The following is a 26319-nucleotide window of genomic DNA, read 5'->3' as shown; positions in this document are numbered from 1 at the left end:
AACAGGTCAATTTACTCTGTCTTACAGAGACAGGAATCACTGCGAGATTATTCAGGTTTATTCATTAAGCAGGGCTGTCAGAAAAGACCTCATCGGTATATCAATAGCAGCAATCAAATTGACCGGCTGTTAACCTTCAGCAACCTCGTCTGAGGAGTGAGTACGGTTCGAAACAAAATTTGAAGAACATCACATTTTTAAATGAGCTGATAAAGGTCCGCGATCAGGTAAAATTTTAATTGTTGTGATCTCATCCACTTTAAATGTTCAGGCGTGGAAAAGTAAATCAATGGATGTAATATAAAAATATTACTTTTTTTGCCGAAGGTTAGCGAAATTATTTATATTTCATAATGAAAGGTTGAGGTGGTGTTATATATATAATGAAGAAAAATATCTAAATACAATAAGATTTACTCGCCCCGAGCATTGCAAAGCCTCTTTGATCGCTTGCGGAAACTTAATATTTTCATGCGAACCTGGCCCTCCCGGTATCTCTGCTGACGATAAAAATTCAGCATCACAACCGCCTCCGCTGGCGACGCAGGCGACGCTCATTTATGATAATCTGCGAAACATCATGTCTATGCGGGAAGTGCTGGGGTCATGTCTATTCAGAAAATTGCTCGTCTGGCCGGCGTTTCGGTGGCCACGGTGTCGCGGGTGCTGAACAACAGCGATACGGTAAAAGCCAAAAACCGTGAGCGCGTGCTGCAGGCGATCAAAGAGAGCAACTATCAGCCGAACCTGCTGGCGCGTCAGCTGCGAACCGCCCGCAGCAATATGATCCTGGTGATGGTCTCCAATATCGCTAACCCCTTTTGCGCCGAGGTGGTGAAAGGGATAGAAGAAGAGGCGGAAAAGAACGGCTACCGCATTCTGCTGTGTAACTCCGGGTCGGATCTGGCCCGCTCGACCTCCGGCCTGCAGCTGCTCTCCGGCAAAATGGTCGATGGCATTATCACCATGAACGCGCTCTCCAGCCTGCCGGAACTGACCACCATGATTGGCGATGCGCCCTGGGTGCAGTGTGCGGAGTATGCCGACACCGGCAGCATCTCCTGCGTCGGGATTAACGACGTCGAGGCGGCCCAGGGGGCGGTGTCCCGGCTGGCCGACGGCGGCCGCCGGCGCATTGCGCTCATTAATCACGACCTCAGCTATCGCTACGCTCGTCTGCGCGAGCGCGGCTATAAAAGCGTGCTGCACGTGCACGGTCTGGCGTATCAGCAGGTAACCTATGCGCAGGATCTTAGCGCGGCGGCCGGTAAACGGGCGATGGAGCAGCTGCTGTCGCAAGACGAGAAGCCCGACGCGGTATTTGCCGTATCGGACTCCCTTGCCGCCGGGGCGCTGCGGGCGATTGACCAGGCCGGGCTGCGGGTGCCGGAGGATATCGCGGTGATCGGCTTCGACGGCACCGAGCTGGCGGAAGTGGTCTCCCCGCAGCTGACCACCGTTGAACAGCCCTCCCGGGCGATCGGCCGCACGGCGGTGGATCTGTTAATGAAACGCATCGACGATCCCGACGCCGCCGTCGAGCGGGTGATGATGGACTGGCGCGTGATAGCCCGCGCCAGCGCCTGAGGTTAGCGGGAGAAGGCCCCCGCCAGCGCGCGAATGTCGTTGCCGGTGGGCGTTTGATGAATGCGTAAGCCAAACTCCTCCACCACGGCGAAGACATGGTCGAAAATATCCGCCTGGATCCCCTCATATTCCGCCCACACCACGGTGTTGGTGAAGCAGTAGATCTCGATCGGCAAGCCGTTGGCATCCGGCGCCAGCTGGCGCACCATCAGGGTCATATCCTGGCGGATGCGCGGATGATGACGTAAATACTCCTGCAGATAGGCGCGGAAGGTGCCGACATTGGTCATTCGGCGCTCGTTGAGGACCGATTGCTCCCCGGCATACTGCTGGTTCCAGGCGCTAATCTCCTCGTGGCGCGAATCCATATAGGGTTTAAGCAACTTCGCCCGGATCAAGCGCTGCTGCTCCTGTTCATCGAGGAAATGAATGCTGGTGGTGTCGATGTTGAGGCTGCGCTTAATGCGGCGGCCGCCGGAGGCCGACATCCCGCTCCAGTTTTTAAATGAGTCGGAGACCAGCGACCAGGTTGGAATGGTGGTGATGGTGTTGTCCCAGTTGCGTACCTTGACCGTGGTGAGGCCGATATCGATCACCGCGCCGTCGGCGCCGTACTTCGGCATCTCCAGCCAGTCGCCAAGCTTGAGCATATCGTTGGCCGAGAGCTGAATACCGGCCACCAGACCAAGGATCGGATCTTTAAATACCAGCATCAGTACCGCGGCCATCGCGCCGAGCCCGCTAATCAGGATCGCTGGCGACTGGCCTATCAGCAGGGAAATAATCAGGATGCCGATAATAATCGCCGTCACCAGCTTAATTCCCTGGAATATCCCCTTCAGCGGTAGCTGAGAGGCGGCGGGAAATTTCTGCGCCAGCTTTAAGATCACATCCAGCAGCGAGAAGAAGGACAGCATGGCATATATCATCACCCATAGCTGAGCCACGGTGGTTAATATTTCTGCGGCCTCGCTGCCTTTTTGCAGCCACAGCACCGCCTGCACGTTAACGATGATCCCCTGCAGGGTAAAGGCCAGTCGGTGAAAGAGTTTATTCTGCGTGATGATTTGCAACCACAGATGGCTGCTGGCCAACGCCCGTTTTTCAAAAGCGCGCAGGACCACTTTGTGCAATATCAGATGCACGACGACGGCGGTGAACAAGATAATGCCGAAGATAATCATCAGCGAGCGGGTAGGGGTTATTTCGATTCCTAAGGCGGCAATTTGCGATATTAATTCCTGCATAACGTCTCCTGAATATCCAGCGGGTATGATGACCGCTGGATAACGATTATGCAAATTACCGCCGCCGGTATTACGACGCCGCCGTCGCCGGCTGTCGGTTGAGATGATGGCGCAGCCACAGCGCGATGGCCCCCAGCAACAGCATCATGGCCACCTCGACCAGCAGAAAATCAATCAGCGCCTGCGGATAGTTTCCGCCGCCGCGGCGGGCCAGCGCCAGGAACAGCGATCCGAGGATAGCCGGCCCGAGACCGAGGGTCGCCTGCTGCAGGGTGCTGAGGATGGCGCTCCCGGCCCCGGCGTCGCTGGCGCTGATATCGCGCATGCCAATCCGGTAAAAGCTGTTGACGATCAGCGCCTGACCGTAGCCGATCAGCGCCGTAGCGGGGACCAGCGTCAGGGCGGTGGTGGCGATGCCGAAGCGGGAGAAGGTGGCGCACAACAGCAGTAGCCCGGCGATCTGCACCGTCAGACCGGTCAACAGGATCCGCCCCATGCTGTAGCGGGCGATAAGCCGCGGGGCATACAGCGCCGAAATAAAATAGGCCACGCCGAGGGCGATAAAGCTATTGCCGGACTGCCACGGCGCCATCCCCAGCCCCTCCTGCATGGTCAGCGCCATGCAGAACATAAAGCCGGACCAGGCGCTGAAGAACAGCAGGGCGATGGCCATCCCGAAGCGGATGCTGGTCAACTGCAGCAGACGCGGCGGCAGCAGGGGATGGTCGCCGCGCTGCTGCTGGCGCAGGGCGCTCTGACGCATGGCGAACAGCAGCGGCAGGACCGCCACCAGCATCAGCTGCAGCCACAGCGGCCAGTGCAGATCCGGACCGAGGGCCATCGGGAACAGCAGGCAGCAGAGGATGAGGGCGAGGTACAGGGTACCCTGCCAGTCAATCCGCGACGGCGTCTCACGACGGGTTTCCGGCACATAGCGGCGGCTCAGGGCCAGCACCAGCAGGCAGATCGGCACATTGATAAAAAAGGCGTTGCGCCAGCCCAGCCCGGCGATATCCGCCGATACCAGCCAGCCGCCGCCCATCTGACCGACGATAAACGCGATCCCGCCGATCCCGCCATACAGGCTGATGGCCCGGGCGTGGGCCGGGCCTTTGAGGGTGACGTGCAGGGTGGCGAGGATCTGCGGCACAATCAGCGCCGCCCCGGCGCCCTGCAGGGTGCGGGCGGCCAGCAGGGCGCTGATGCTGTTCGCCATGCCGCACAGCAGGGAAGCGATGCAAAAGAGAGCGACGCCCCACATAAACAGGCGACGGCGGCCATAGTTATCGCCAAGCTTACTGCCCATCGCCAGGCAGACGGCAAAGGCGACGCCGTAGAGCGCGACGATAAGCTCCAGCTGCGTGGCGCTGGCCGCCAGGGTGTGGGTGATGGCGTCCAGCGCCACATTGGTGATCGAGGTATCAATAAGCGGCAGCATCTGGCCGCCCAGCAGCAGCCACAGACCGGCGCGGCCGGGTGAAACAGCAGACGTTTTCATGGGGTTCTCCATTGCGTCATTCAGCAGACCGACGTAGCATTACCGATAAATTAAACGGGTACCAGTTCCTGTCTATACTGGTACTGGAACTACCATGCTGGAGGGGTGATGACCACGATGCCGCAACGAGAGTCGACGTTCGCCGTGCCGGACGATCGGCGCAAACAGCTGGGGGCGTTTCTGCGCGCCCGGCGTGAGAGCCTCGATCCGCAGCGCCTGGGGTTGCCCCGGGTGGGCCGCCGGCGCACGCCGGGTCTGCGCCGGGAGGAGGTGGCGATGCTCGCCGATGTCGGCGTCACCTGGTACACCTGGCTGGAGCAGGGGCGGGAGGTGAATCCGTCGGAAGCGGTGCTGGTGGGGGTAGCGAATGCCCTGCAGTGCAGCCCGCTGGAGACCCGGCACCTGTTCGTACTCGCCGGGCTGACCCCGCCGGAAGCGACCCAGGTGACGGTATGCGAAGGCATCAGCCCCGGCACCCGGCGAATGCTCGACAGCCTGATGCCGCAGCCGGCCAGTATTCAAAAACCGAACTTTGATATTGTGGCTTGGAACGACAGCTTCTGCCGCCTGATGGGCATCGATTTCGCCACCCTCCCGGAAGAAGATCGCAACTGCATTTATCTGTATCTGACCCATGAGACCTGGCGCAGCCGGATCGAAAATCGCGATGTGCTGCCGACCTTCGTCTCCTATTTCCGCGCCGCGATGGCCGAGCACCGTGGCGATCCGGCATGGGAAAACAAACTGGCGCGCTTTTTCGCCGCCTCGTCGGAGTTTGAAGCGCTGTGGCATCAGCGCTACGAGGTGCGCGGCGTGGAAAACCAGATTAAACATTTTAACCACCCGCAGCTCGGGCGATTCAGCCTGCAGCAGATGTACTGGTATTCGGCGCCGCGCAACGGTTCGCGCCTGCTGGTCTACCTGCCGATGGACGAGGCGGGCGAGCAGGCGCTGGCGTGGCTGGACCAACATTAATCACAAGGAATCAGATGGCTGGCAATGTGCCATCTTCGGGTATTGCCCGGCCTGCCGGGAACGTCTCAGCGATGTTGAGGCCGCAACACCGGCAGATTCAGCAGCCCCAGGCCCGGCGGTGATTTGGGACCGTAGGCCGGGTCAGGCGCAGCCGCCACCCGGCAATATGACGGGTATCGAGCCTGATATCATGCCCGGCGGCGCTGCGCTTACGCGGGCCCAGGTTGCGGGGTAACAATCTGATATATAAATGGTTAGGTAGGCCGGGTCAGGCGCAACTGCCACCCGCAGAAAGGCGAGCACATTAGCGAAAACAGGTTTGTCATCAGTCTCAAGGAATGCCTATGAACGTAACCCGAAAAGAGCAGCGCATTATTCAGCGCGCGCTGAACGCCTGGCAGGCCAGCGGGGAGTTAACCCCGGCAGACAGCCAGCGGCTGGCGCAAACGCTGCGCGTCTCCCCCTTCGACTGGCGGCGTCTGAGCCGCTATGCCTTCTGGACCGCGCTGGCCTGCGTGCTGATTGCTCTGGGCAGTCTGTTCGCCGACAATGAACTGGTGGCGTGGCTGCTGAGCCTGTTCAGCCGCTCGGCGCTGACGCGGATCCTGCTGCCTGCGCTGCTGGCTGTCGCCTGCTACGCCTGGGGTTTTCGCCGCCAGCGGTGGGAAACGCAGTGGCACTACAGCACCGAGGCGATTTTGTTTCTGGGCGTTGTCTTTACCGCGGTGGCGCTATGGCAGCTTGGCGAACGGCTGGATAACGGCAGCGGCCATATCGCGCCGCTGTTTCTGGCCGGATGCGTGATTTACGGCGCTATCGGCTATGCTGCCCGCTCCGGGCTGGTGTGGCTCTTTTTTCTGCTGGCGCTGGGCAACTGGTTTGGCGCGGAAACCGGCTATGTCTCGGGGTGGGGCGCCTACTGGCTGGGCATGAACTACCCGATTCGCTTCGTCCTGTTCGGCGGCGCGCTGCTGGCGCTCTGCTACGGCGCGCAGTCCCTGCTTCGCCAGCGGCAGCTGTTTACCGTCAGCAAGGCGATGGGCCTCACGTATCTGTTTATTGCGCTGTGGATCCTGTCGATTTTCGGCAATTACGACGCTGACAGCTGGTACAACGTAAGCCAGGCGCGACTCCTGCCGTGGGGGCTGCTGTTTGCCGCGGCGGCCGGCGTCTGCATTTTTATCAGTCTGAAAACCGATGACGCAATGCTGCGCGGCTTTGGGTTAACCTTCCTGGCGATCAATCTCTATACCCGCTTCTTTGAATTTTTCTGGAACGGGATGCACAAGGTGCTGTTTTTCCTGATCCTTGCCGTCTCGCTGGCGGTGATTGGCCGCTATGCCGAGCGCATCTGGCACGCGGGGAACGTTAAACCATGAAAAATTAAGCGCTTTTAAAGAAGTGTGGCTGGCGGCAGCGACGTCCTGCGCGAATTGTCGTATAAGCGAATTTTACGCTTTTGACAGGGGAGCGAGATGAACAAGGAGTCGATTTTTCGCCAGCTAGAACAACGGATCGCCGGGCGAGCGCTGACGGCGGAAGCGCTGGGCGAGTTTAACGCTATGGCCATCGCCGATAGCTTGAAGCAAAAACGCAGCATCATCAGCCATCATCTGAATAATCTTCATCGCGAGCAGCGGGTGGTCAAAGTGAACGGTCGCCCGGTGCTGTTTTTACCCGTTACCGTTCTGCGCGATCATCACCGGCTGGCGGTTCGGCACGGCGAATACGCCTCCATTCAGGCGCTGTGCGCGGAGCGTCAGGATAGTCTGGCGCAGCTGATTGGCGCGCAGGGCAGCCTGCAGGAAGCATTGCGCCAGTGCAAGGCTGCCATCAGCTACCCTGGCGCAGGTCTGCCGCTGCTGCTGCGGGGCCCTACTGGCACCGGGAAAAGTTTTCTAGCTCGCCAGCTCTGGCACTACGCAATAGATGAAGGTATTTTACCTGCCGATGCGCCTTTTACCGTATTTAACTGCGCCGAGTACGCGAATAATCCAGAACTACTGACCTCGAAGTTATTTGGTCATGCGAAGGGGGCCTTTACCGGCGCCGATAAAGCCGTTCCTGGTCTTATCGAGACCAGCAACGGCGGGGTGTTGTTTATCGATGAGGTTCATCGGCTGCCGCCCGAAGGTCAGGAAAAGCTGTTTCATTTTATGGATAACGGTAGCTGGCGCCGGCTGGGGGAGAGCACCGACGAGCGCAGCGCGACGGTGCGGCTAATTTTTGCTTCAACCGAGGATCTGGAAAAACACTTCCTGGCGACCTTTATTCGCCGTATTCCGGTGATTGTAAAAATTCTGCCGATCGCTGAACGCGGCCAATTCGAGCGGCTGGCGTTTATCCACCACTTTTTCCGCCGTGAAGCCCAGCGTTTGAACCACGATCTTGCGCTGGATGGCGAAATCGTCAGCCAGCTAATGCGTGAAACGCTTGAAGGAAATGTCGGTGGGCTGGAAAATTTGATTCGCAATATTTGCGCCAGCGCCTGGACATTTGGCGAACGTGATAGCGGTCTTTTACACATAAAAGCGGGTTTGCTGCCCGACCGATTACTGGCGGATGCGCCTTTTTCCCTTCAGCAAAATAGCGAGCGGGTGATGATTTACCGCGATGGCGATGCGCAGCCTCTTTTTTCTGGTCGTCACCATGAATACCAACGGCTAACGGAAAATATTTGTAGCCTGTGCGAGGAGTTGGCTCAGGATAATATTAGCGTGCGGACCTTTGAAAAGCTCATTTATCAAAACGTGACGCTCTATCTCGATGCGTTGATGAATCAGGAGAGCGCGGTCTCTCTTCAGGACAAGCGGCTGCGCTTTATTGAGGATGTGGGCAAGGCGATCGCCGCTAATTACGATCTCCAGCTGAATGCCGAATTCGCCTATCTTACTGGCCGCTACCTGACCAGCCTTCCTCTGGCGCCGCGCAGCGTTGCCGAGCCCGCGCGTCTGGTGATGCAGCGCTGGCTGGAGTCCTCAGCGGGGCTGGCGCAGCGTATCGCGGGGAAACTACTGGATGTCGTCAATAACAAATACGATCTGCTCATCGATACGCTTGACCGTCTGGCGATTACCGCCATTGTCAGTAATGCTATCGATGCGACCAGCGGCGGAAAAGTGAAAGCGCTGATAATCGCCCACGGTTATTCGACCGCCAGCAGCATTGCCGGCGTTGCCAACCGCCTGATTGGCGAGAAGATCTACCAGGCCATGGATATGCCGATGGAGGTGGCGTTCAGCGACGTCAGTCGCGCCGTGGTTGATTATCTCCAGCATACGGACACGCGTGCGGGTGTGATGGTGCTTATTGATATGGGCTACACAAAGGAGATTGCCGATGCGCTTTTGTCGGTGATTAACGGCCCGCTGGTGGTGGTGGATAACGTCACGACCCGCATGGCGCTGAATGTTGCCAGCGAGATCGCGCTGGAAAAAAACATCGAACAAATCGCCGAAGAGATCGTGCCGCTTAATCAGTCGCGTTGGGATGTGTTCTGGCCCGCAGAAAAAAAAGAGCGTGCGCTGTTGGTGACCTGTATTACAGGTATCGGTACCGCATTTAAATTTAAAAATCTGATGGAGAAGAGCCTGCTCAACGATTTTGATATTAACATCATCGCCTGCGAGTATACGCGCTTAAAAAACAGTCGTACGGCGGTATCGTTGCTCCACCAGTATGAAGTTATTGCGGTCGTGGGTACCCACGACCCGCAGCTGGCCGGAGTGCCCTGGGTTGGCATTGAGGAACTACTTGGCGAGCAGGGGCATCGACATCTGAGTCAGCTCTTAAGCGGCTATCTTAATGAAAAGCAAATTGCGCTGATTAATAAAAATATGGTACGTGAGTTTTCGCTGCATAACGTTGTCAACTCTCTGACGATACTGAATGCCGGAAAAACCATGGGTCATATCGAAACCATTATCGCTGAGTGGCAAAATACGCTTGGTTTTCATTTTAATAATAACTTAATTATCAGTTTATATGTGCATCTCAGCTGTATGATTGAGCGTCTGGTAATGCGTAATGAAATTAGCCATTATAAAGATCTTGAGCAATTTACCCGCCAGCATGGCGAATTTATTGCCATGGTCAATCACTCGTTCCAGCGCCTAAAAATACTCTATAACGTGGCGCTGCCGGTAGCGGAAATTGGCTATATTCACGATATTTTTGAATTACGTATTGAAGGTTTTAGCTGGTAATCCTCAACGCAGCCCCGGAGAATTACGCCGGGGCTGGCAGGCGGTTAGCGAATCAATATTCGACTTTCCACATATAGCGGCGGGTGGTCAGCGGGTGGTTGCGGGCGGTGGCCAGCGCCAGGTTGTAAACATCCAGTACGCAGTTGTGCAGCAGGCCGCAGAAATATTCGCGCACGCTGGCGTGCAGTGTGTCGATTCCCACCTTTTCCACGTCAATAATCTGCAGTTTTCCCTGGTAACGTTCGATAAAGCGGATCGCGCGGTCATCCAGCGGGCGGGTGCGGCCGCTGCTTTTTAATAAAATAAACGGCGTTCCCGCTTCGGTAATCTCAAAGGGGCCGTGGAAATACTCGCCGCTGTGGATGCTGGCGGAGTTAATCCACTGCATCTCGAGCAGAATACAGATGGATTCCTGATGCGCGGCGCCGAATGAGGGGCCGCTGCCCATCATGTAGATGACCTTTTCGCTCTTCCAGGCTTCGGCAAAATGGCGCGCATCCGCCTGAACCTGCTGCTGAGCGCCGCGTACCACGGATTCAAAACTGGCAAAGGCGCTGACCATCTCATCGTAATGGGCGTATCCCTCAGTTTGCGCAAGCACTTCCAGCGCCAGCCACAGGCTGTATGCCGCTTTTTGCTGCGTCGGATCGACGGTTTCGGGATAGCGCGCCCAGCAGTATTCAATAGTGTAATCGCTGTGTTCGCACAGCGGCGTGCCGGGGGTATATACCAGTCCAATAGTGGCGGCGCCTTTCTGACGCGCGATGCGGGCGGCTTCCACCGTTTCAGCGGTGTTGCCCTGCTGCGAGGCTAGGATCACTACGCTGTTTTTACCTAACGCGTTCGGCGTCGCGTGGACAAATTCATTACTGGTCACATAGCCGACGGCCAGCTTTTTCGCTTCACAATCGAGAAAATATTTCCCCGGCCAGAAACCGGTTAATGAACCACCGCAGCCGACAAACCATACCCGCTCAATGTGCTGCTTAGATAAAATATCGCGAATAATAGTATGTGCGTTTTTATGAGCTATAGACATATTGGTCTCCTTGGGATGTAACGGGTCCTCCGCTGAATAGCGGATAACTTTTACTATGCGTCAATTAATTGGGTTGTTTACTTTTCATTTTCTGGTGGAACTGCGGATCCTTCGGTATTGCGGGATCGATGCCCTTCACTGGCGGCAGTCGGGCACAAACCATTTGTAACGGAATAATATATTCAAAGATCGCAAAGTCGGAATCGTTAATAAATGCGAAGGGCATATTTTTGCCGTTATTTTCGACTTGTGGACCAATGCGATAAATATGCTGAGTCCAGCCGCCAAGTATTTCCGCCAGGCGATCCTGACGCTCATCGGGAAACGGATCGAGCATGATCAGGGTAGAGCGTTCGTCGAAGGCGTTATAGATCCCGTGGATGAACTCCTCAAATTCGTAACCGGCAACCGGACAGCGTAGCGTTTCAAGCATCTTTAGCGCACCTTCCTGAACGGTGCCAAACAGCCCTGCCGGACCGGTCAGGCGAATGTCCGCGCTGTCGATAAGCGGCCGGGCGTGATTGAGAACCCACGCCTGCGAGGCCTCAATGAGCGTCGGCAAATGATTGAACGTCCTCTCCATGCGGACGAGTAGCGCCTTGCGCTCCTCATCGCTCAGGCGCTGCTGGCGACTGGCGACGGCAAGCGCAAGCAGTATCAGGTTGAGTATGGTGCAGTGATACCCTTTGGTTTTGGCGCCGGCGCGCTCTTCTCCACAGGGGACCGTCAGGATCAAATCTGCCGCCTGGTCGATGGCAGCTGGCGCTTCCCCGGCCATGGAAGCGGTAAGGTGCCCGGCTGCCCGGGCGCGCTCCATTGCGGCGAGAGTAGAGAGGCTACCGCCTCCCTGAGAAATGCCGATGACCAGCGCTTTGTCGCTGAGGGATAGAGCCGTCTCGTCCAGCAGGAAGGGCCAGTACACATCGACCGGGATGCCGCACCACTGCTGCATAAACGACCGCGCGGTCAGCGCGCCGTGGTAAGACGTACCGGAACCGGTCAGGATGATTCGAGAGATCCCGCGATCCGCCAGCGCTTTCGCCGCTTGCCAGAGATCTTCCCGCGTCTGCGTTAGCATAGCGAGCAGGCGAGCGGGGGTTTCATTCATATAGTCTTCTACGTGCATGGGTAATATTCCTCTTTTTAAAGCAGGCCTAACGCGCTGGCCGCCATGCCAAACGCGATGGTGCCTAACAGGATCCAGTTGATGTTGACTCCCTTACGGATCAGCTTGTACATCCCAAGGGTGAAAAGCAGAGGCAGCAGAGAAGGAAGTATTTTGTCGATAAACTCCTGCGCCTTCATGGTCGTCTGCCCGGCAGTGAAGCTGAGCGGGGTGGTGATATCTATCATACTGGCGGTCATCGCGCCGACGACCATCAGGCCAACGATTGACGCGATATAGGTGACCCGATCCATGAGTCCGCTTTGGTAAATCCGCATCAGCCAGGTGGTGCCAGCCCGATAGCCGAGCTTCAGCCCATACCAGCGGCACAACAGATGCGGTAGGTTATAAACTAACAACGCCATTATCGGTCCCAGGAGGCTGCCCTGCTGGGCGAAATAAATCCCCATCCCGGCGGCAATCACCTTCAATGACCCCCAGAATATGGAGTCACCGATACCCGCCAGCGGCCCCATCAGGCTGGTTTTAATCGCGTTTATTGATTCTTCATTAAATTCCGGATTGCGCTGATTCTCCTCTTCCATAGCGATCGACAAGCCGAAGATAAAGGTGGAGAGGTGCGGCGTAGTGTTAAACAGCACCAGATGGCGCTGCAGGGCGCGCCCCAGTTCCGTCGGGTCCTGATAGATGCGCTTCAGGGCCGGCGACATTGCGAAGGCGTAGCCCATATGCTGCTGGCGCTCGTAGTTCCACGAGCCCTGCAGCGTAAAGGAGCGCCAGAACACGCTGCGTAAATCCCGAGCGGTGACCCGGCTTGCGTCATCGCTTTGCGGCTGGGCGGCGCCTGACAGGGTCTGCGTCATTTCACTCATGATTAGCTCTCCTGCTGCTTAAGATTAAGAAACTGGCTGATGATAAAAGCCAACACCACGGCGAATAGCGCGATGGCGATGATATCCAGTTTGGTATATGCCGCTATCAGAAATCCCAGACCGAGGTACGGCATCAGTTTGCTGCTGAGCATCATGCTGATCAGCAGGGCGAAGCCGAGCGCCGGCAGGATCTTACTGGCGACGATCAATCCGTTGGTTATCACCGGTGGAATGGCCTCCAGGAACCAGCTTACCGCCGAAGAGCCAAGCAGGATGGCGAAAAAAACCGGTAGAAATCCGTTTAAAAAATAGAGTAGCGTCGGACCGGCGAGGTGCATCAGGCCGACCATTCGGGTATTACCCTGTGCCGCATAGCGATCCGCCAGATGACCGAAGCGGGCGTTCACCACGCGCACCAGGATGCCCAGCGTCTGCGCCAGCATTGAAACAGGAATGGCGATGGTGAGCGCAGCCTCCGGACCGCGGCCGGACATGATCGAAAACGCGGTCGCCAGTACGGAGCCGGTCACGATATCTGGCGGGTGCGCGGCACCGATGGCGACGTTGCCGAGGAAAATAAGCTCCAGCGTAGCGCCAATCAGAATCCCCTCATGCAGATTGCCGCAGACCAGACCGGTGAGGGCGCACATCACCAGCGGCCGGTCGATCATCGATACCCCAAGCAGGCGGCCATCGAGGATCCCCAGGGCGGCAATCAGTCCGAGTAACGTTGCGGTGAGCAACATAGTGACCTCCGAAGTTAAAGTTGGTCGTTAAGGAGTTCAGCCGAGTGGGCGGGTACCTGACGCATCTCCAGCCGAATGCCTTTTTCTTTTAGCGCTCTGCTATGGGCGATTTCCTCTTCGGTCAGATAGATGGCCTTGCCGAATTGTCTTGCCCCTTCCTTCTGTGGCAGACCGCCGTAATTAATTGCGCTAATTCCCGGGACTTTTTCTACCAGCGCGAGGGTTTCAGCAGTATTGCCAAGGACCACCATGACTTTTTTATGATCCAACTTGCCGCCGTTAAGCTTTTCCGCCGCCTGTTCAACGGTGGCGATGTCCAGCGTGACGCCCGCCGGCTTGGCCAGGTTAAGCGACATCGTAATGAAGGCATCCGCCGCGGCTTTGGCGTTAGCGACGATGATATGGTCGATATCCAGCGCTCGGGTCCAGGCAAAAACCACCTGGCCGTGCAGCAGCCGATAATCAATGCGCACGAGTTTAATCATGAGATTCTCCCTGTGGGTCAGAGGATGGTTGTGTTAGTAGAGGGTTGATGAAAACAATGGATTCACGCGCCGCGCTGGTGGCGTAGACAATCGCGGCCTCGGTAGTGGCTTCTTCGCACAGCAGAAACTCCAGCAGCAGAGTCAGATTGATGCCGGCGACCACGAAAACGTTACGATGACGCATCAAGACGCTCACGGCGCTATTGTTGATACTGCCGCCAAGCAGGTCGGTAAAGATCACCACTTCATCACCATTCGCCTGGACGATGAGATGCTCCAGGGTTTGCTCCAGCTGTTCGGTGGTCACGATATCTTCGTCATAGGCGCAGACCGGGATAACGCCGTGTTCGTCGCCAATCAGCAGCGACAAACTGTTCACCAGTCCGCGAGCAAAATGGCCGTGGCTGGCCACATAGATATGTTTCACCCGGTTTCTCCTTCATCCAGATAGCGGTATCTGTTAAGAGCAAAGGGCGTGCCAGAAATAAAAAATATTATTTATCAATTAATTAAAGCGGCTGGTTCACACTAAAGGCGTTATTCCTGGCACAAGCGGGCTTATTAGCGCCAGAAACCTGGCACAAACGGCAGAAAAAGAGGGGGAAAGAGTGGGGGAAGAAAGTCCCGGGCGAGACGCTGCTGCGCCATGGCCCGGGCGTTCCCGGCAGAAGGGAATTAAATCTCGGTAATCGTCGTCGACTGCGGCAGACGCGACTTCGGCAGGGAGGCGTTAAAGTCTTCAACGCTATGATGGCCGACCGGGACCACCACCAGGCTGGTGTAGCCCTGGGCTTTCAGGTCAAATTCCTCATCGAGGATCGCAAAATCAACCCCTTCAATCGGCACGGCGTCGAGACCCATCGCTGCTACGCCCAGCAGGAAATTGCCGACGTTGAGATACACCTGCTTCGCCATCCATTGATCGTCATCCTTCAGCTCTTTGCGGTGCATATCGGCAAAGAAAGTGCGACCCTTGTGGTTAGCGGCTTTTGCGTCCGGGGTGGCGAAACGGCCATCGGCCTCTTCCTGATCCACGACGCGCTGCAGCCAGGCGTCGTCCATCGCGGTTTTCGCGCAGAACACCACCACGTGCGAGGCGTCGAGAATTTTACGTTCGTTGAACACGTAGGTACCGCTGGCGGCTTTCGCCACGCGGGCTTTCCCTTCATCGGTGCTGGCGACGATAAAGTGCCACGGCTGGGAGTTGGTGCTAGACGGGCTGTACTGCAGCAGCGTTTTCAGCTGTTCCGCTTCCCCGGCAGTCAGCTTTTTCGTGGCGTCAAAGGCCTTGGTGGAATAGCGCTTCAAAGCGACCGATACGATATCCATAACTCTTCCTCACAGTTTACAGCACCTTACCGGTGCGTTCAGGAGAGGAAGAGTACAGCGAAGATCGCCAAATGATAAGGGTGAAAAATGCGATAACACTTATCGCGTTTGGCTGAAAATCAGCGCGGACGCAGGCGCTGCTGGGCTTTTTTGCTCAGCTTGTTCACCACCTGATGCCATGAGTCGTCAATCAGCTCGGCCAGCAGATCCTCGCTGATGTCGTCCCCCGGCACCACCGTGATCCAGTGTTTCTTGTTCATATGGTAGCCCGGTTCGATACTGCGATAAATTTCCTGATTGAGCAGCGACTTCTGCGGCTCGGCCTTGAGGTTGACCAGCGCCCGGCCGCGAATGGTCATGGTGATCATAAAGATGCGGCCGTCGACCTTAAACACGTCGTACTCCGGCCCAAAGGGCCAGCAGTGCTCGGTAAACGGGTAGGTCAGGGCGATACGGTGGGCGCAGGGGTGCAGCGTTTCCGGCGTCATTTGGCGTCCGCCTCATGCAGGGCGTTCCACATGGCTTCAAAGCCGAGGGCGATAATCTCCCGGGCGCGCTGCGGATCGTGGCTGGCGAATTCGATAGTGGTTTCCGCCAGCGACAGAAACAGGGCATCGCCAAAGGCGCGATACGCTTCGCTGAGGAATATCTCTTTCACCGACAGCTGGCACATTTCGTTGAGCTCCGGAAAGCTCTCTTTCACCTGGCGGCGGGTTTCGTCCGTGATGCGCTCGCTGAGCGCCATCCGGCGGATCGCCTTGTGCTCCATCGGGTTGCGCACGCCCCAGTCGATATAGCTGTTCCAGATATTGCGCGCGTTCTCTTTCGGGCGCTTTTCGTCCGGATCCAGCCCGGCGATCATCATCCGGACCAGGCGCAGCTTAATGGCGAGGTACAGTTCGTTGAGCAACTCATCCTTGGTGGCGAAATAGCGAAACAGCGTCCCCTCGGCAACCCCGGCGCTGCGGGCGATGGCCGACGTTGAGGCGGCGATGCCGGACTGGGCGAAAGCCGCGGCGGCAGCTTCCAGTAACGCTTGCTTTTTATCTTCACTCTTTGGACGAGCCACTACATTTTTCCTCACGCAGGTTTAAACAAACCGCCGATCTTTGCACGTCTGACCAGGTCGCTGCAACGGCGGAACGCAAAAATTGAAAATCGTCTTGACGACTTTCATCACATTCCTAATAATGAGTGCGTACTCACTCATAATCAAGTTATATCATAAAGCCTCCGGGATGGGGGCTTTTGTCTGGTCAGGATATGAACCGTGTCACTTTCAGCGTGGTCGCCATCATGTTACTCGCAGCAGCAACGACATTGCCGTTTGTCCTCAATGCCGGTTTTGGTAAGGCGCCGCAGGGGGCACAGCTTAACCAGGTGGAAGCGTCTCCCCACTACCGGGACGGCCAGTTCCATAACCAACTGCCCACGCCGGGATTCACCGGGCAGAAAAATATGCTGGCGGCGTGGTGGGATTTTTTGATGACCAAACGGGAAAACGCCCGTCCCGCGCAGCCGCTGCCGCTGGTGAAAACCGATCTGGCGACGCTGCCCCTCGGGCAGGACGTGATGGTCTGGCTCGGCCACTCTTCCTGGTATCTGCAGCTGGCGGGAAAACGCATCCTGATCGACCCGGTGTTCAGCGATTACGCGGCGCCGTTCTCCTTTATCAATAAAGCCTTCCCCGGCGATTATCCGTGGCGAGCGGAAGGGATGCCGGAGATCGATCTGCTGATCGTCTCCCACGATCACTACGACCATCTGGATTACGCCACCATCCGCGCTCTGCTGCCGAAAATTAAGCGGGTCATTACGCCGCTGGGGGTTGGGTCGCACCTGCGCTACTGGGGAATGGACGGGGCGCTGATTACCGAAGCGGACTGGCAGCAGGCGATTCCGGTTAGCGACGAGCTCACCGTCCACGTCCTGCCGGCGCGGCACTTTTCCGGCCGTGGGCTGAAGCGCAACCAGACGCTGTGGGCCAGTTTTCTGTTCGTTACCCCGCAGCAAAAGATTTATTACAGCGGCGACAGCGGGTATGGGCCGCACTTTAAAGCGATAGGCGATGAGTTCGGTCCGATCGATCTGGCGATCATGGAGAACGGACAGTATGACCAGGACTGGAAATATATCCACATGATGCCGGATGAAACGGCTCAGGCTGCTGACGACCTGCGCGCTCGCGCGGTGCTGCCTGGGCATGCAGGACGATTCGTTTTGGCGAAACACAGCTGGGATGAACCGTATCAACGGCTGGCGGCTGCCAGCGAAGGAAGGGGCTGGCGTCTGCTGACGCCTGTGCAGGGCGAGCCGGTGTGGGTCGCCGATAAGACGCAATCATTTAACGCCTGGTGGCGCTAAGCGCCAGTGCAGCATCAGAGGAGAGAGCATATGACGATTTCCGCTCAGGTGATTGACACTATCGTCGAGTGGATTGATGACAACCTGCATCAACCGCTGCGTATTGATGATATCGCTCGCCATGCCGGGTATTCGAAATGGCATCTGCAACGGCTGTTTTTACAGTATAAAGGGGAGAGCCTGGGGCGCTATATACGCGAAAGGAAGCTGCTGCTGGCCGCCCGCGATCTGCGCGACACCGATCAGCGGGTCTACGATATCTGCCTGAAGTATGGCTTCGATTCACAGCAGACCTTTACCCGCGTCTTCACCCGGACCTTCAATCTGCCGCCGGGCGCCTACCGTAAAGAGAACCACAGCCGCGCCCACTGAGGCGCGCCCTTCCTGATTTAGCGTTCGAGGGAAAACCAGCGACGCCACACCCAGCGCAGCACCAGATACTCAATGGCGCCCAGCGCCAGGAACCACAGACAAAACAGCACGGTATAAAGCTGGTTGAGATCCATCATATGGAATGTCTCAACCAGCTTTTGCGCCAGCGTCAGGCCCAGCGACGGCGCGGGCAACAGCAGGCAAGAGAGCAGGGCCAGCAATAAGATCCCGGCGGCGGAGAGGAGCGTTTCCAGCGGATGTTTCATGTCATGTTAATCATCAGTTAAAAAACATATTGTCCGGCAAAATAACACCTAACGCAATATGCTTTGTATTTTACTCGCCTTAATGCGTCTCTTTTTAATATTATTGCCTGCGTTGTCTTCTCATGTTAATAAATCTGAAATAATTTGTAATTAAATTAAAACCCGTTGCTTGTAAATTAACGTCATTATTATGCCAGCGCTTTTACAAAACTATAAGTGCTATACCCCACCAGCGTGGCAGCGATGATGGCCAGCAGGATGTACAGCGCCAGACGGCGTCCGCGGTAGATTCCAAACATATTTGACCTCGTTTAGTTTTGGTTTATTAATATTCTGTAATAGTTGGTTTGTGGAATTAACTTACCACATATTTTTTATTTTGCGAAAAATTTAGGCTTGTAATGGTTCACATTTTTATCGGCTTTTTCGCCACCTTTTATTGCATTGGCCAGGAATGATTTCAGGCTTTCCGACTCACGGAATTTATAAGGAAAATGTAATTTGACCAAGATGAATAACCCAAAGTTTACGACGCCCTCGGGCGACACCGCGCCACGGCAGGTCTGGCAGCAGACCGTTGACGCAGTGCTGGCGCAGACCAAAAGCCAGGCCGCTGGGTTAAGTTCCGCAGACGCCGCTGAGCGCCTGAATACCTGCGGGCCGAACGCGCTGCCGGAAAAGAAGGGAAAACCGGCCTGGCTGCGCTTTCTCGCCCACTTTAACGACGTACTGATTTATGTGCTGCTGGCCGCCGCGGCGCTCACCGCCATCATGGGTCACTGGGTCGATACCCTGGTGATCCTTGGCGTGACGGTGATTAACGCCCTGATCGGCCATATCCAGGAGAGCAACGCCGAAAAATCCCTGCAGGGGATCCGCAACATGCTCTCCAGCGATGCCCGCGTCCAGCGTAACGGCAAACATGAGACTATCCCGACGCGCGACCTGGTTCCGGGGGATATCGTTATCCTGCGCGCCGGCGACCGCGTGCCGGCGGACATGCGGCTGATTGAAACGCACAACCTGCGGGTGGAAGAGGCGATCCTCACCGGCGAGTCGACGGTGGTGGATAAAATCACCGACGCGCTGGAGGGCGACCTGCCGCTGGGCGACCGGGTGAACATGGTCTTCTCCGGGACCACCGTCAGCGCCGGCGGCGGCGTCGGCGTGGTGACCGCCACCGGCGCGCAGACCGAACTCGGCCATATCAACCAGATGATGGCGGGCATTGAGAAGCACCGCACCCCGCTGCTGGTGCAGATGGATAAGCTCGGCAAAGCGATTTTCGTCATTATCCTCGCCATGATGGTGGCGCTGTTTATTTTCAGCCTCGCGTTGCGGGACATCCCGATGGGCGAACTGCTGCTGTCGCTGATTAGCCTGGCGGTGGCTGCGGTACCGGAGGGGCTGCCGGCGATCATCTCGATTATTCTGTCGCTCGGCGTCCAGACGATGGCGCGCAAGCGGGCGATTATCCGTAAGCTGCCGACCGTGGAAACCCTCGGCGCCATGACCGTGGTCTGCTCGGATAAAACCGGCACCCTGACGATGAACGAAATGACCGTCAAGGCGATCATCACCGCCGACTGCTGCTACCGGGTGGAAGGCGACAGCTATGAGCCGCAGGGGCGGATCTTCCTTGAGGGGAGCGATGAGCCCGTGCAGGTTCAGCCGGGTACCGTGCTGGAGACCTGGCTGCGCACCATCGACCTGTGTAACGACAGCCAGCTTACCCAGGATGAGCGCGGTCTGTGGGGGATCACCGGCGGGCCGACCGAAGGGGCGCTGAAGGTGCTGGCGGCGAAAGCACAGCTCCCGGCGGTGGAGGCCCGTCTGGTGGCCAAGATCCCTTTTGACTCACAGTACAAATATATGTCGACGCTGCAGCACATCGATGGCGACGCCCGGGTGCTGATCACCGGTGCGCCGGACGTTATCTTCGCCATGTGCCGCGAGCAGATGACCCGCCAGGGCGCGGTGCCCTTCGAGGCGCAGTACTGGGAAGAGGAGATGGCGCGCTTCGCCCGTCAGGGGCTGCGCATGGTGGCGGCGGCCTGTAAGCCGGCCAGCGTTGATGCCACCACGCTGAACCATGAGGACCTGCAGGAGGGACTGATTTTACTCGGCATCGCCGGGATGATGGATCCCCCGCGTCCGGAAGCGATTGACGCTATCCACGCCTGCCAGACCGCCGGCATCCGTGTGAAGATGATCACCGGCGACCACCCGCAGACGGCGATGAGCATCGGCCAGATGCTGGGGATCACCAACAGCAGCCAGGCCATGACCGGCTACCAGCTGGAGCACATGGACGATGCGGCGCTGGCGAAGGCGGCGGTGGAGTACGACATCTTTGCCCGCACCAGCCCGGAGCATAAGCTGCGCCTGGTGAAAGCCCTGCAGGATAACGGCGAAGTGGTCGGCATGACCGGCGACGGCGTCAACGACGCGCCGGCGCTGCGCCAGGCCGACGTGGGTATCGCCATGGGCATCAAAGGCACCGAAGTCACCAAAGAGGCGGCTGACATGGTGTTGACCGATGATAACTTCGCCACCATCGCCAGCTCGGTAAAAGAGGGCCGTCGGGTCTATGACAACCTGAAGAAGACCATCCTCTTCATCATGCCGACCAACCTGGCGCAGGGGCTGCTGATCATCATCGCCCTGCTGGCGGGGAACATGATTCCGCTGACCCCGGTGCTGATCCTGTGGATGAACATGGCGACGTCGGCGACGCTCTCCTTCGGCCTGGCCTTTGAGGCCGCGGAGCGCAACGTGATGAACCGCCCGCCGCGTAAAACCGGCCAGCACGTGATGGATGGTTTCGCCGTGTGGCGGGTGGCTTTCGTCGGGTCGATGATCGCGATTGCCGCCTTTATCCTTGAGGCCTGGCTGGCGCCGCGCGGCCACAGTCCGGAGTTTATCCGCACCGTGCTGCTGCAGATGCTGGTGACGGCGCAGTGGGTCTACATGATCAACTGCCGCAGCAGCGACAACTTCTCCCTGAGCATGGGCCTGCTGCGCAATAAAGGCATCTGGCTGGTGACCGGTGTCCTGCTGCTGATGCAGCTGGTGATTATCTATGTCCCGCTGATGCAGAGCATGTTTGGCACGGAAGCGCTGCCGCTGCGCTACTGGTTTGTCACCCTGGTCATCGGCATCGCCATGTTCCTGGTGGTGGAAGTCGAGAAGCGTCTGACGCGCCGGTTCCGCAAAACGGCCTGATCGATCTCGCGCGCCTGGCTGCAGGCGCGCGTTACTTTCGCAAGGATCCTCTATGATTAACACCTTTCGCTTTGCGCTGCTGGCCTGCGTCCTGGGCGGCAGCGCCCTGACGGCGACCGCCGCGCCGGCGGTGCCGGTCCGCATCGCCACGGTAGAACGGGCTCCTCACGCTGAAGAACGCGCCATCCCCGGGCGGGTCGAGGCGATCCGCGCCGTCGATATTCGCGCGCGCACCGAAGGGGTGATTGTTCAGCGCCACTTCCAGGACGGGCAGTATGTGACCGAGGGCGACCTTCTGTTTACCCTCGACGACGCGCAGCCCCGCGCGGCGCTGGCCCTGGCGCAGGCCGAGCTGAAAAGCGCCGAAGCCTCGCTACGCCAGTCGCAGCAGCTGCTCACTCGCTATGAGCGGCTCATCAACAACCACTCCATCAGCCGCAACGACCTCGACACGGCCCGGATGCAGCGCGACGTCGCCGCCGCCGCCGTGCAGCAGGCGAAAGCCCGCGTCGAGGCTCAGCAGATTGTGCTCGGTTATACCCGGATTGCGGCGCCGGTGACCGGGCGGGTGGGCCACAGCGCCTTTCACGTCGGGACGCTGGTCAACCCGTCCAGCGGGGTGCTGGCGGACATCGTGCAGCTCGATCCGGTACGGGTGTCGTTTGCCCTCGACGAAGCCGCGTTTTTCAGCAAAACCGGCCAGCATACCGACATCCACGCCCTGAAGCAGGCATGGCTGGCGCAAATTGACGTGGATGGCAAACGGCGCGACGGCGTGTTGACCTCCATCGATAACCGGATCGACGCCCGCACCGGCAGCGTGGCGGTGCGGGCGGAGTTTGCCAATCCGCAGCACCGTCTGCTGCCGGGCGGCAGCGTGACGATCCTGTTCCGTCCGCAAGAGCTGTCGTCGCGGGTGATGATCCCGGCTGCCGCCGTGCAGCAGGATCCGCAGGGCTTTTTCAGCTGGGTGCTGAAGCCGGACCATACCGCCGGGCAGCGTCGTCTGACCCTTGCGGGGCAACAGGGGCAGCAGTTTGCGGTCGAGAAAGGGCTGCAGGCGGGCGAGCAGGTGATCACTGACGGCGCGCAGCGGCTGCGCGAAGGCGCCGCGGTGCAGGTGCTGAACTAGCTAAGGAGAGGGGATGCTGACCTTTTTTATCCGTCGTCCGCGATTTGCGATGGTGATCGCGCTGCTGCTGACCTTTGTCGGCGCGGTATCGCTGAAGCTGATCCCGGTGGAGCAATACCCGGCGATCACGCCCCCGGTGGTGAACGTCACCGCCAGCTGGCCGGGCGCCAGCGCGTCAGACGTGGCGGAGGCCATCGCCGCCCCGCTGGAGACCCAGCTCAACGGCGTCGATCATATGCTGTATATGGAGTCCACCAGCTCGGACGAGGGGACGTACCGCCTGAGTATCACCTTCGCGGCAGGCACCGATGCCGATCTGGCGGCGATCGACGTGCAAAACCGGGTGGCGCAGGCGCTGGCGCAACTTCCGGCGGAAGTGCAGCAGAATGGCGTCCAGGTGCGCAAGCGCGCCAGCAACCTGCTGATGGGGGTAAGCCTTTACTCGCCGCTGGGCACGCTGTCGCCGCTGTTTGTCAGCAATTACGCCAGCACCCAGGTGCGCGAGGCGCTGGCCCGCCTGCCCGGCGTCGGCGAGGTGCAGATGTTTGGCGCCCGGGATTACAGCATGCGCATCTGGCTGCGCCCGGACCGCATGAACGCCCTCAACATCACCACGGATGACGTTGCCCAGGCGCTGCGCGAGCAGAATGTGCAGGGGGCGGCGGGGCAGGTGGGCACCCCGCCGGTGTTCAACGGCCAGCAGCAGACGCTGACCATCAACGGACTGGGGCGTCTGAACGAGGCGGCCAGCTTTGGCGAGATTATCCTCCGCCGCGGCGCGCAGGGGCAGCTGGTGCGCCTCGCCGACGTGGCGACCATCGAGCTGGGCGCCCGCAGCTACAGCTCCGGCGCGCAGCTGAACGGTAAAGCGTCGGCCTATCTGGGGATCTATCCGACGCCAACCGCCAACGCCCTGCAGGTCGCCAGCGCGGTGCGCGCGGAGCTTAACCGCCTGCACACTCGCTTTCCGGCAGATCTCACCTGGGAGGTGAAGTTCGATACCACCCGCTTTGTGGCGGCGACGATCAAAGAGATCGGCGTCTCGCTGGCGCTGACCCTGCTGGCGGTGGTGGTGGTGGTGTCGCTGTTCCTGCAGAGCTGGCGGGCGACGCTGATCGTGGCCCTGGCGATCCCGGTGTCACTGATCGGCACCTTTGCGGTGCTCTATCTGCTGGGCTACAGCGCCAACACCCTCAGCCTGTTCGCGATTATTCTCGCCCTGACGATGGTGGTAGATGACGCCATTGTGGTGGTGGAGAATGTCGAAACCAAAATGGCGGAAGGACTGGATCGCCTGCAGGCCACCGCCCAGGCGCTGCGGCAGATCGCCGGGCCGGTGATCGCCACGACCCTGGTGCTGTTGGCGGTGTTTGTGCCGGTGGCGCTGCTCCCGGGGATCGTCGGCGAGCTGTATCGGCAGTTTGCCGTGACGCTCTCCACCGCGGTGGCCCTGTCGAGCCTGGTGGCGTTAACCCTGACCCCGGCCCTCTGCGCGCTGCTGCTGCGCCCGCGACCCGCCCGGCCGGCGGCAGTGTGGCGGGCGTTTAACCGTCTTCTCGACGGCACCCGCGACGGCTATGGCCGGCTGGTGGGGTGGATGAACCGCCGCCCGTGGCTGGCGCTGGCGGCGACGGTGGCGGCGGGCGCGCTGGTGGCGTTCAGCTTCACCTCGATGCCGAAAGGCTTCCTGCCGCAGGAAGATCAGGGCTACCTGTTTGCCAGTGTGCAGCTGCCGGAGGCGGCGTCGCTGGAGCGCACCGAAGCGGTGATGGCCCAGGCGCGCAAGCTGCTGGCGGCTAACCCGGCGGTGGAGGATGTGATTCAGGTGTCCGGCTTTAACATTCTCAACGGCACTAGCGCCGCTAACGGCGGGTTTATCTCGGTGATGCTCAAGGACTGGCATCAGCGGCCGCCGCTGGATACGGTGATGGCGGATATTCAGCGCCAGCTGCTGTCGCTGCCGGAGGCGACGATCATGACCTTCGCGCCGCCGACCCTGCCGGGCCTGGGCAATGCCTCGGGGTTTGATCTGCGCATTCTGGCGCAGGCCGGTCAGTCGTCGGCGGAGCTGGAGCAGGTGACGCGGGAGATCCTTCAGCTGGCGAACCAGCATCCGCAGCTGAGCCGGGTATTTACCACCTGGAGCAGCAACGTGCCGCAGCTGACCCTGACGGTCGACCGCGATCGGGCGGCGCTGCTGGATGTGCCGGTGGCGCAGATCTTCAGCAGCCTGCAGACGGCGTTCGGCGGCACGCGCGCCGGCGATTTCAGTCTTAACAACCGTGTCTATCATGTGGTGATGCAAAATGAGATGCAGTGGCGCGAGCGGGCTGAGCAGATTAGCGAGCTGTACGTCCGCAGCCGCGACGGCGAGCGGGTGCGGTTGAGCAATCTGGTCACCATTACGCCGACGGTGGGGGCGCCGTTTATTCAGCAGTACAACCAGTTCCCGTCCGTGTCGGTGAGCGGTTCAGCGGCCGAGGGGGTCAGCAGCCGCACGGCGATGGCGGCCATGGAGCAGATTTTGCAGGCCCATCTGCCGCCGGGGTATGACTATGCCTGGAGCGGGATCTCCTGGCAGGAGCAGCAGACCGGCAATCAGGCGGTGTGGATCGTGCTGGCGGCGGTGGCGATGGCGTGGCTGTTCCTGGTGGCGCAGTATGAAAGCTGGACGCTGCCGGCGAGCGTCATGCTCTCGGTGCTGTTCGCCATCGGCGGAGCGCTGGTCTGGCTGTGGACGGCGGGCTATGCCAACGATGTGTATGTCCAGATAGGGCTGGTGCTGCTGATCGCCCTGGCGGCGAAGAATGCGATTCTGATCGTTGAGTTCGCCCGCAGCCGGCGCGAGGAGGGGCTGTCGATAGTCGACGCCGCGCGCGAGGGCGCCACCCGCCGCTTCCGCGCGGTGATGATGACCGCGGTGTCGTTTATTATCGGCATCATGCCGATGATGCTCGCCACCGGCGCCGGGGCGCAGAGCCGGCGGATCATCGGCACCACGGTGTTCAGCGGGATGCTGGTGGCGACGATGGTTGGCATCCTGTTTATTCCTTCGCTGTATGTGCTGTTTCAGCGTATGCGCGAGTGGGCGCATCGGCGGGGGTAAGCGCGGCGCTACCGGTCGGTAACGGGGATACCCCAGGCTACAACGACTACCGGGCGGTCCCCTCTCCCTTTGGGGAGAGCCGGGGTTAGGGGGAATTTTCCGTTCACGTTGCGTTTGGCAGAAAAGGGTAGTCCTTCGCTGGTGAACGGGTAAAGGGGGAGAAAACCGTCTCCCCCTTTACAATCCCCCCGGTCCCGCAGAGAAATCGGTGCTGCGCACTACGCTCACCTCCCGGTCGTCCGCCTGCGGTCGGCTCAACTCGATACTACTCGTCCCATCCCTGGGACTCGCCCCTGCGGGGCCAGCGCAAGCGCTGTTCAAAATTGCTCCCGGCAATTTTGTCGTGTCTCGAATCGCCTCTGGCCGCCCTCCGTGGCGGCCAGCCCTTGTCTGCCGACCTCCGGTTCGCCGATTTCAGCGGGAATCGGCTCCGCTGCACGCCCGTAGTTTTCAGAGGCCATACCATAGCGATCAGAATATATACGTTAAAAATTGTATGTGCCTTTCTCCGTGGCCCCGCTGTGTATACCGGGGCTGCAACGACTACCGGGCGGTCCTCTCTCCTCTGGGGGAGAGCCGATTTCAGCGGGAATCGGCCCCGCTGCACGCCCGTAGTTTTCAGGGGCCATACCATAGCGAGCAGACTTTGTAGGCCCGGTAAGCGCAGCGCCACCGGGCAAGGACATCGGGCACGGCGGCAATCCCTTGCCCGGCCTGTCGTTAATTTATTCACTCTCCTGGCTGG

General features: G+C 58.9%; 21 protein-coding genes. 9 read left to right on the top strand and 12 right to left on the bottom strand.

Features of this window, described 5'->3' with window-relative positions:
• Positions 1-606 precede the first annotated feature (606 nt).
• Positions 607-1587, top strand: a complete 981-nt coding sequence (locus ABLV52_RS11760) for a LacI family DNA-binding transcriptional regulator (RefSeq protein ID WP_017900840.1) — start codon at positions 607-609, stop codon at positions 1585-1587.
• Positions 1588-1589: 2 nt separating this feature from the next.
• Here ABLV52_RS11760 and ABLV52_RS11755 read toward each other — a convergent pair whose 3' ends face one another.
• Together ABLV52_RS11755 and ABLV52_RS11750 are read right to left on the bottom strand one after the other, a co-directional pair.
• A complete protein-coding gene (locus ABLV52_RS11755; RefSeq protein ID WP_004202471.1) occupies positions 1590-2834 on the bottom strand; it encodes a mechanosensitive ion channel family protein in 1245 nt (414 codons plus the stop codon).
• 70 nt (positions 2835-2904) lie between these two features.
• The gene (locus tag ABLV52_RS11750) at positions 2905-4332 is read right to left on the bottom strand and encodes an MFS transporter (protein WP_348890411.1); all 1428 of its coding nucleotides are present in this window, start codon (positions 4330-4332) and stop codon (positions 2905-2907) included.
• A gap of 108 nt (positions 4333-4440) precedes the next feature.
• Between ABLV52_RS11750 and ABLV52_RS11745 the strand changes: the two genes are divergently transcribed.
• From ABLV52_RS11745 to ABLV52_RS11735, 3 genes are all read left to right on the top strand, one after another.
• The gene (locus ABLV52_RS11745) at positions 4441-5307 is read left to right on the top strand and encodes a helix-turn-helix transcriptional regulator (protein WP_023288725.1); all 867 of its coding nucleotides are present in this window, start codon (positions 4441-4443) and stop codon (positions 5305-5307) included.
• A gap of 344 nt (positions 5308-5651) precedes the next feature.
• Positions 5652-6686, top strand: coding sequence for a DUF2157 domain-containing protein (locus ABLV52_RS11740; RefSeq protein WP_348890410.1), 1035 nt, complete (start codon positions 5652-5654; stop codon positions 6684-6686).
• Between the two features lie 96 nt (positions 6687-6782).
• The gene (locus ABLV52_RS11735; protein WP_048334307.1) at positions 6783-9512 is read left to right on the top strand and encodes a sigma-54-dependent transcriptional regulator; all 2730 of its coding nucleotides are present in this window, start codon (positions 6783-6785) and stop codon (positions 9510-9512) included.
• A gap of 52 nt (positions 9513-9564) precedes the next feature.
• Here the strand turns inward: ABLV52_RS11735 and ABLV52_RS11730 are convergent, their stop codons facing one another.
• From ABLV52_RS11730 to ABLV52_RS11690, 9 genes are all read right to left on the bottom strand, one after another.
• Positions 9565-10551, bottom strand: coding sequence for an SIS domain-containing protein (locus ABLV52_RS11730; RefSeq protein WP_004202478.1), 987 nt, complete (start codon positions 10549-10551; stop codon positions 9565-9567).
• Between the two features lie 64 nt (positions 10552-10615).
• Complete coding sequence (locus ABLV52_RS11725; protein WP_064157790.1) at positions 10616-11677, bottom strand: SIS domain-containing protein; 1062 nt, start codon at positions 11675-11677, stop codon at positions 10616-10618.
• 17 nt (positions 11678-11694) lie between these two features.
• Positions 11695-12549: a PTS system mannose/fructose/sorbose family transporter subunit IID gene (locus ABLV52_RS11720; RefSeq protein ID WP_004099982.1), complete on the bottom strand. Its 855-nt coding sequence runs from the start codon at positions 12547-12549 to the stop codon at positions 11695-11697.
• Between the two features lie 2 nt (positions 12550-12551).
• Positions 12552-13295, bottom strand: a complete 744-nt coding sequence (locus tag ABLV52_RS11715) for a PTS mannose/fructose/sorbose/N-acetylgalactosamine transporter subunit IIC (RefSeq protein WP_004183295.1) — start codon at positions 13293-13295, stop codon at positions 12552-12554.
• Positions 13296-13309: 14 nt separating this feature from the next.
• Entirely contained in the window at positions 13310-13780 is a 471-nt protein-coding gene (locus tag ABLV52_RS11710; protein ID WP_023288730.1) for a PTS sugar transporter subunit IIB, read from the bottom strand.
• A complete protein-coding gene (locus ABLV52_RS11705) occupies positions 13773-14207 on the bottom strand; it encodes a PTS sugar transporter subunit IIA (RefSeq protein ID WP_004099989.1) in 435 nt (144 codons plus the stop codon). The genes ABLV52_RS11710 and ABLV52_RS11705 overlap by 8 nt, the downstream gene beginning before the upstream one ends.
• A 248-nt stretch (positions 14208-14455) precedes the next feature.
• On the bottom strand, positions 14456-15109 hold the full coding sequence (gene nfsB, locus ABLV52_RS11700) for an oxygen-insensitive NAD(P)H nitroreductase (RefSeq protein WP_023288731.1): 654 nt from the start codon (positions 15107-15109) through the stop codon (positions 14456-14458).
• A gap of 119 nt (positions 15110-15228) precedes the next feature.
• Positions 15229-15597: an MmcQ/YjbR family DNA-binding protein gene (locus ABLV52_RS11695; protein ID WP_004202487.1), complete on the bottom strand. Its 369-nt coding sequence runs from the start codon at positions 15595-15597 to the stop codon at positions 15229-15231.
• Complete coding sequence (locus ABLV52_RS11690; RefSeq protein ID WP_023288732.1) at positions 15594-16178, bottom strand: TetR/AcrR family transcriptional regulator; 585 nt, start codon at positions 16176-16178, stop codon at positions 15594-15596. The genes ABLV52_RS11695 and ABLV52_RS11690 overlap by 4 nt, the downstream gene beginning before the upstream one ends.
• Before the next feature lie 179 nt (positions 16179-16357).
• Between ABLV52_RS11690 and ABLV52_RS11685 the strand changes: the two genes are divergently transcribed.
• The gene (locus tag ABLV52_RS11685) at positions 16358-17473 is read left to right on the top strand and encodes an MBL fold metallo-hydrolase (RefSeq protein WP_348890409.1); all 1116 of its coding nucleotides are present in this window, start codon (positions 16358-16360) and stop codon (positions 17471-17473) included.
• Positions 17474-17503: 30 nt separating this feature from the next.
• Positions 17504-17845, top strand: coding sequence for a RamA family antibiotic efflux transcriptional regulator (locus ABLV52_RS11680; protein ID WP_004202492.1), 342 nt, complete (start codon positions 17504-17506; stop codon positions 17843-17845).
• Between the two features lie 17 nt (positions 17846-17862).
• Here the strand turns inward: ABLV52_RS11680 and ABLV52_RS11675 are convergent, their stop codons facing one another.
• Positions 17863-18111 (bottom strand): DUF1158 domain-containing protein, encoded by a 249-nt coding sequence (locus ABLV52_RS11675; protein WP_002893037.1) that lies wholly within the window; start codon positions 18109-18111, stop codon positions 17863-17865.
• Between the two features lie 501 nt (positions 18112-18612).
• Here ABLV52_RS11675 and ABLV52_RS11670 point away from each other — a divergent pair.
• From ABLV52_RS11670 to ABLV52_RS11660, 3 genes are read left to right on the top strand one after another with little or no spacing between them, the layout of a single operon-like run.
• Positions 18613-21336, top strand: coding sequence for a cation-transporting P-type ATPase (locus tag ABLV52_RS11670; protein ID WP_348890408.1), 2724 nt, complete (start codon positions 18613-18615; stop codon positions 21334-21336).
• A gap of 52 nt (positions 21337-21388) precedes the next feature.
• Positions 21389-22468: an efflux RND transporter periplasmic adaptor subunit gene (locus ABLV52_RS11665; RefSeq protein WP_348890407.1), complete on the top strand. Its 1080-nt coding sequence runs from the start codon at positions 21389-21391 to the stop codon at positions 22466-22468.
• A gap of 13 nt (positions 22469-22481) precedes the next feature.
• A complete protein-coding gene (locus ABLV52_RS11660) occupies positions 22482-25574 on the top strand; it encodes an efflux RND transporter permease subunit (protein ID WP_060589585.1) in 3093 nt (1030 codons plus the stop codon).
• Positions 25575-26319: the final 745 nt, after the last annotated feature.

This window comes from Klebsiella sp. GB_Kp056 (assembly GCF_040064755.1).
Classification (GTDB): domain Bacteria; phylum Pseudomonadota; class Gammaproteobacteria; order Enterobacterales; family Enterobacteriaceae; genus Klebsiella; species Klebsiella quasipneumoniae.
Note: the sequence above shows the minus strand (reverse complement) of the source record. Positions and strands in the feature narration are given on the sequence as shown.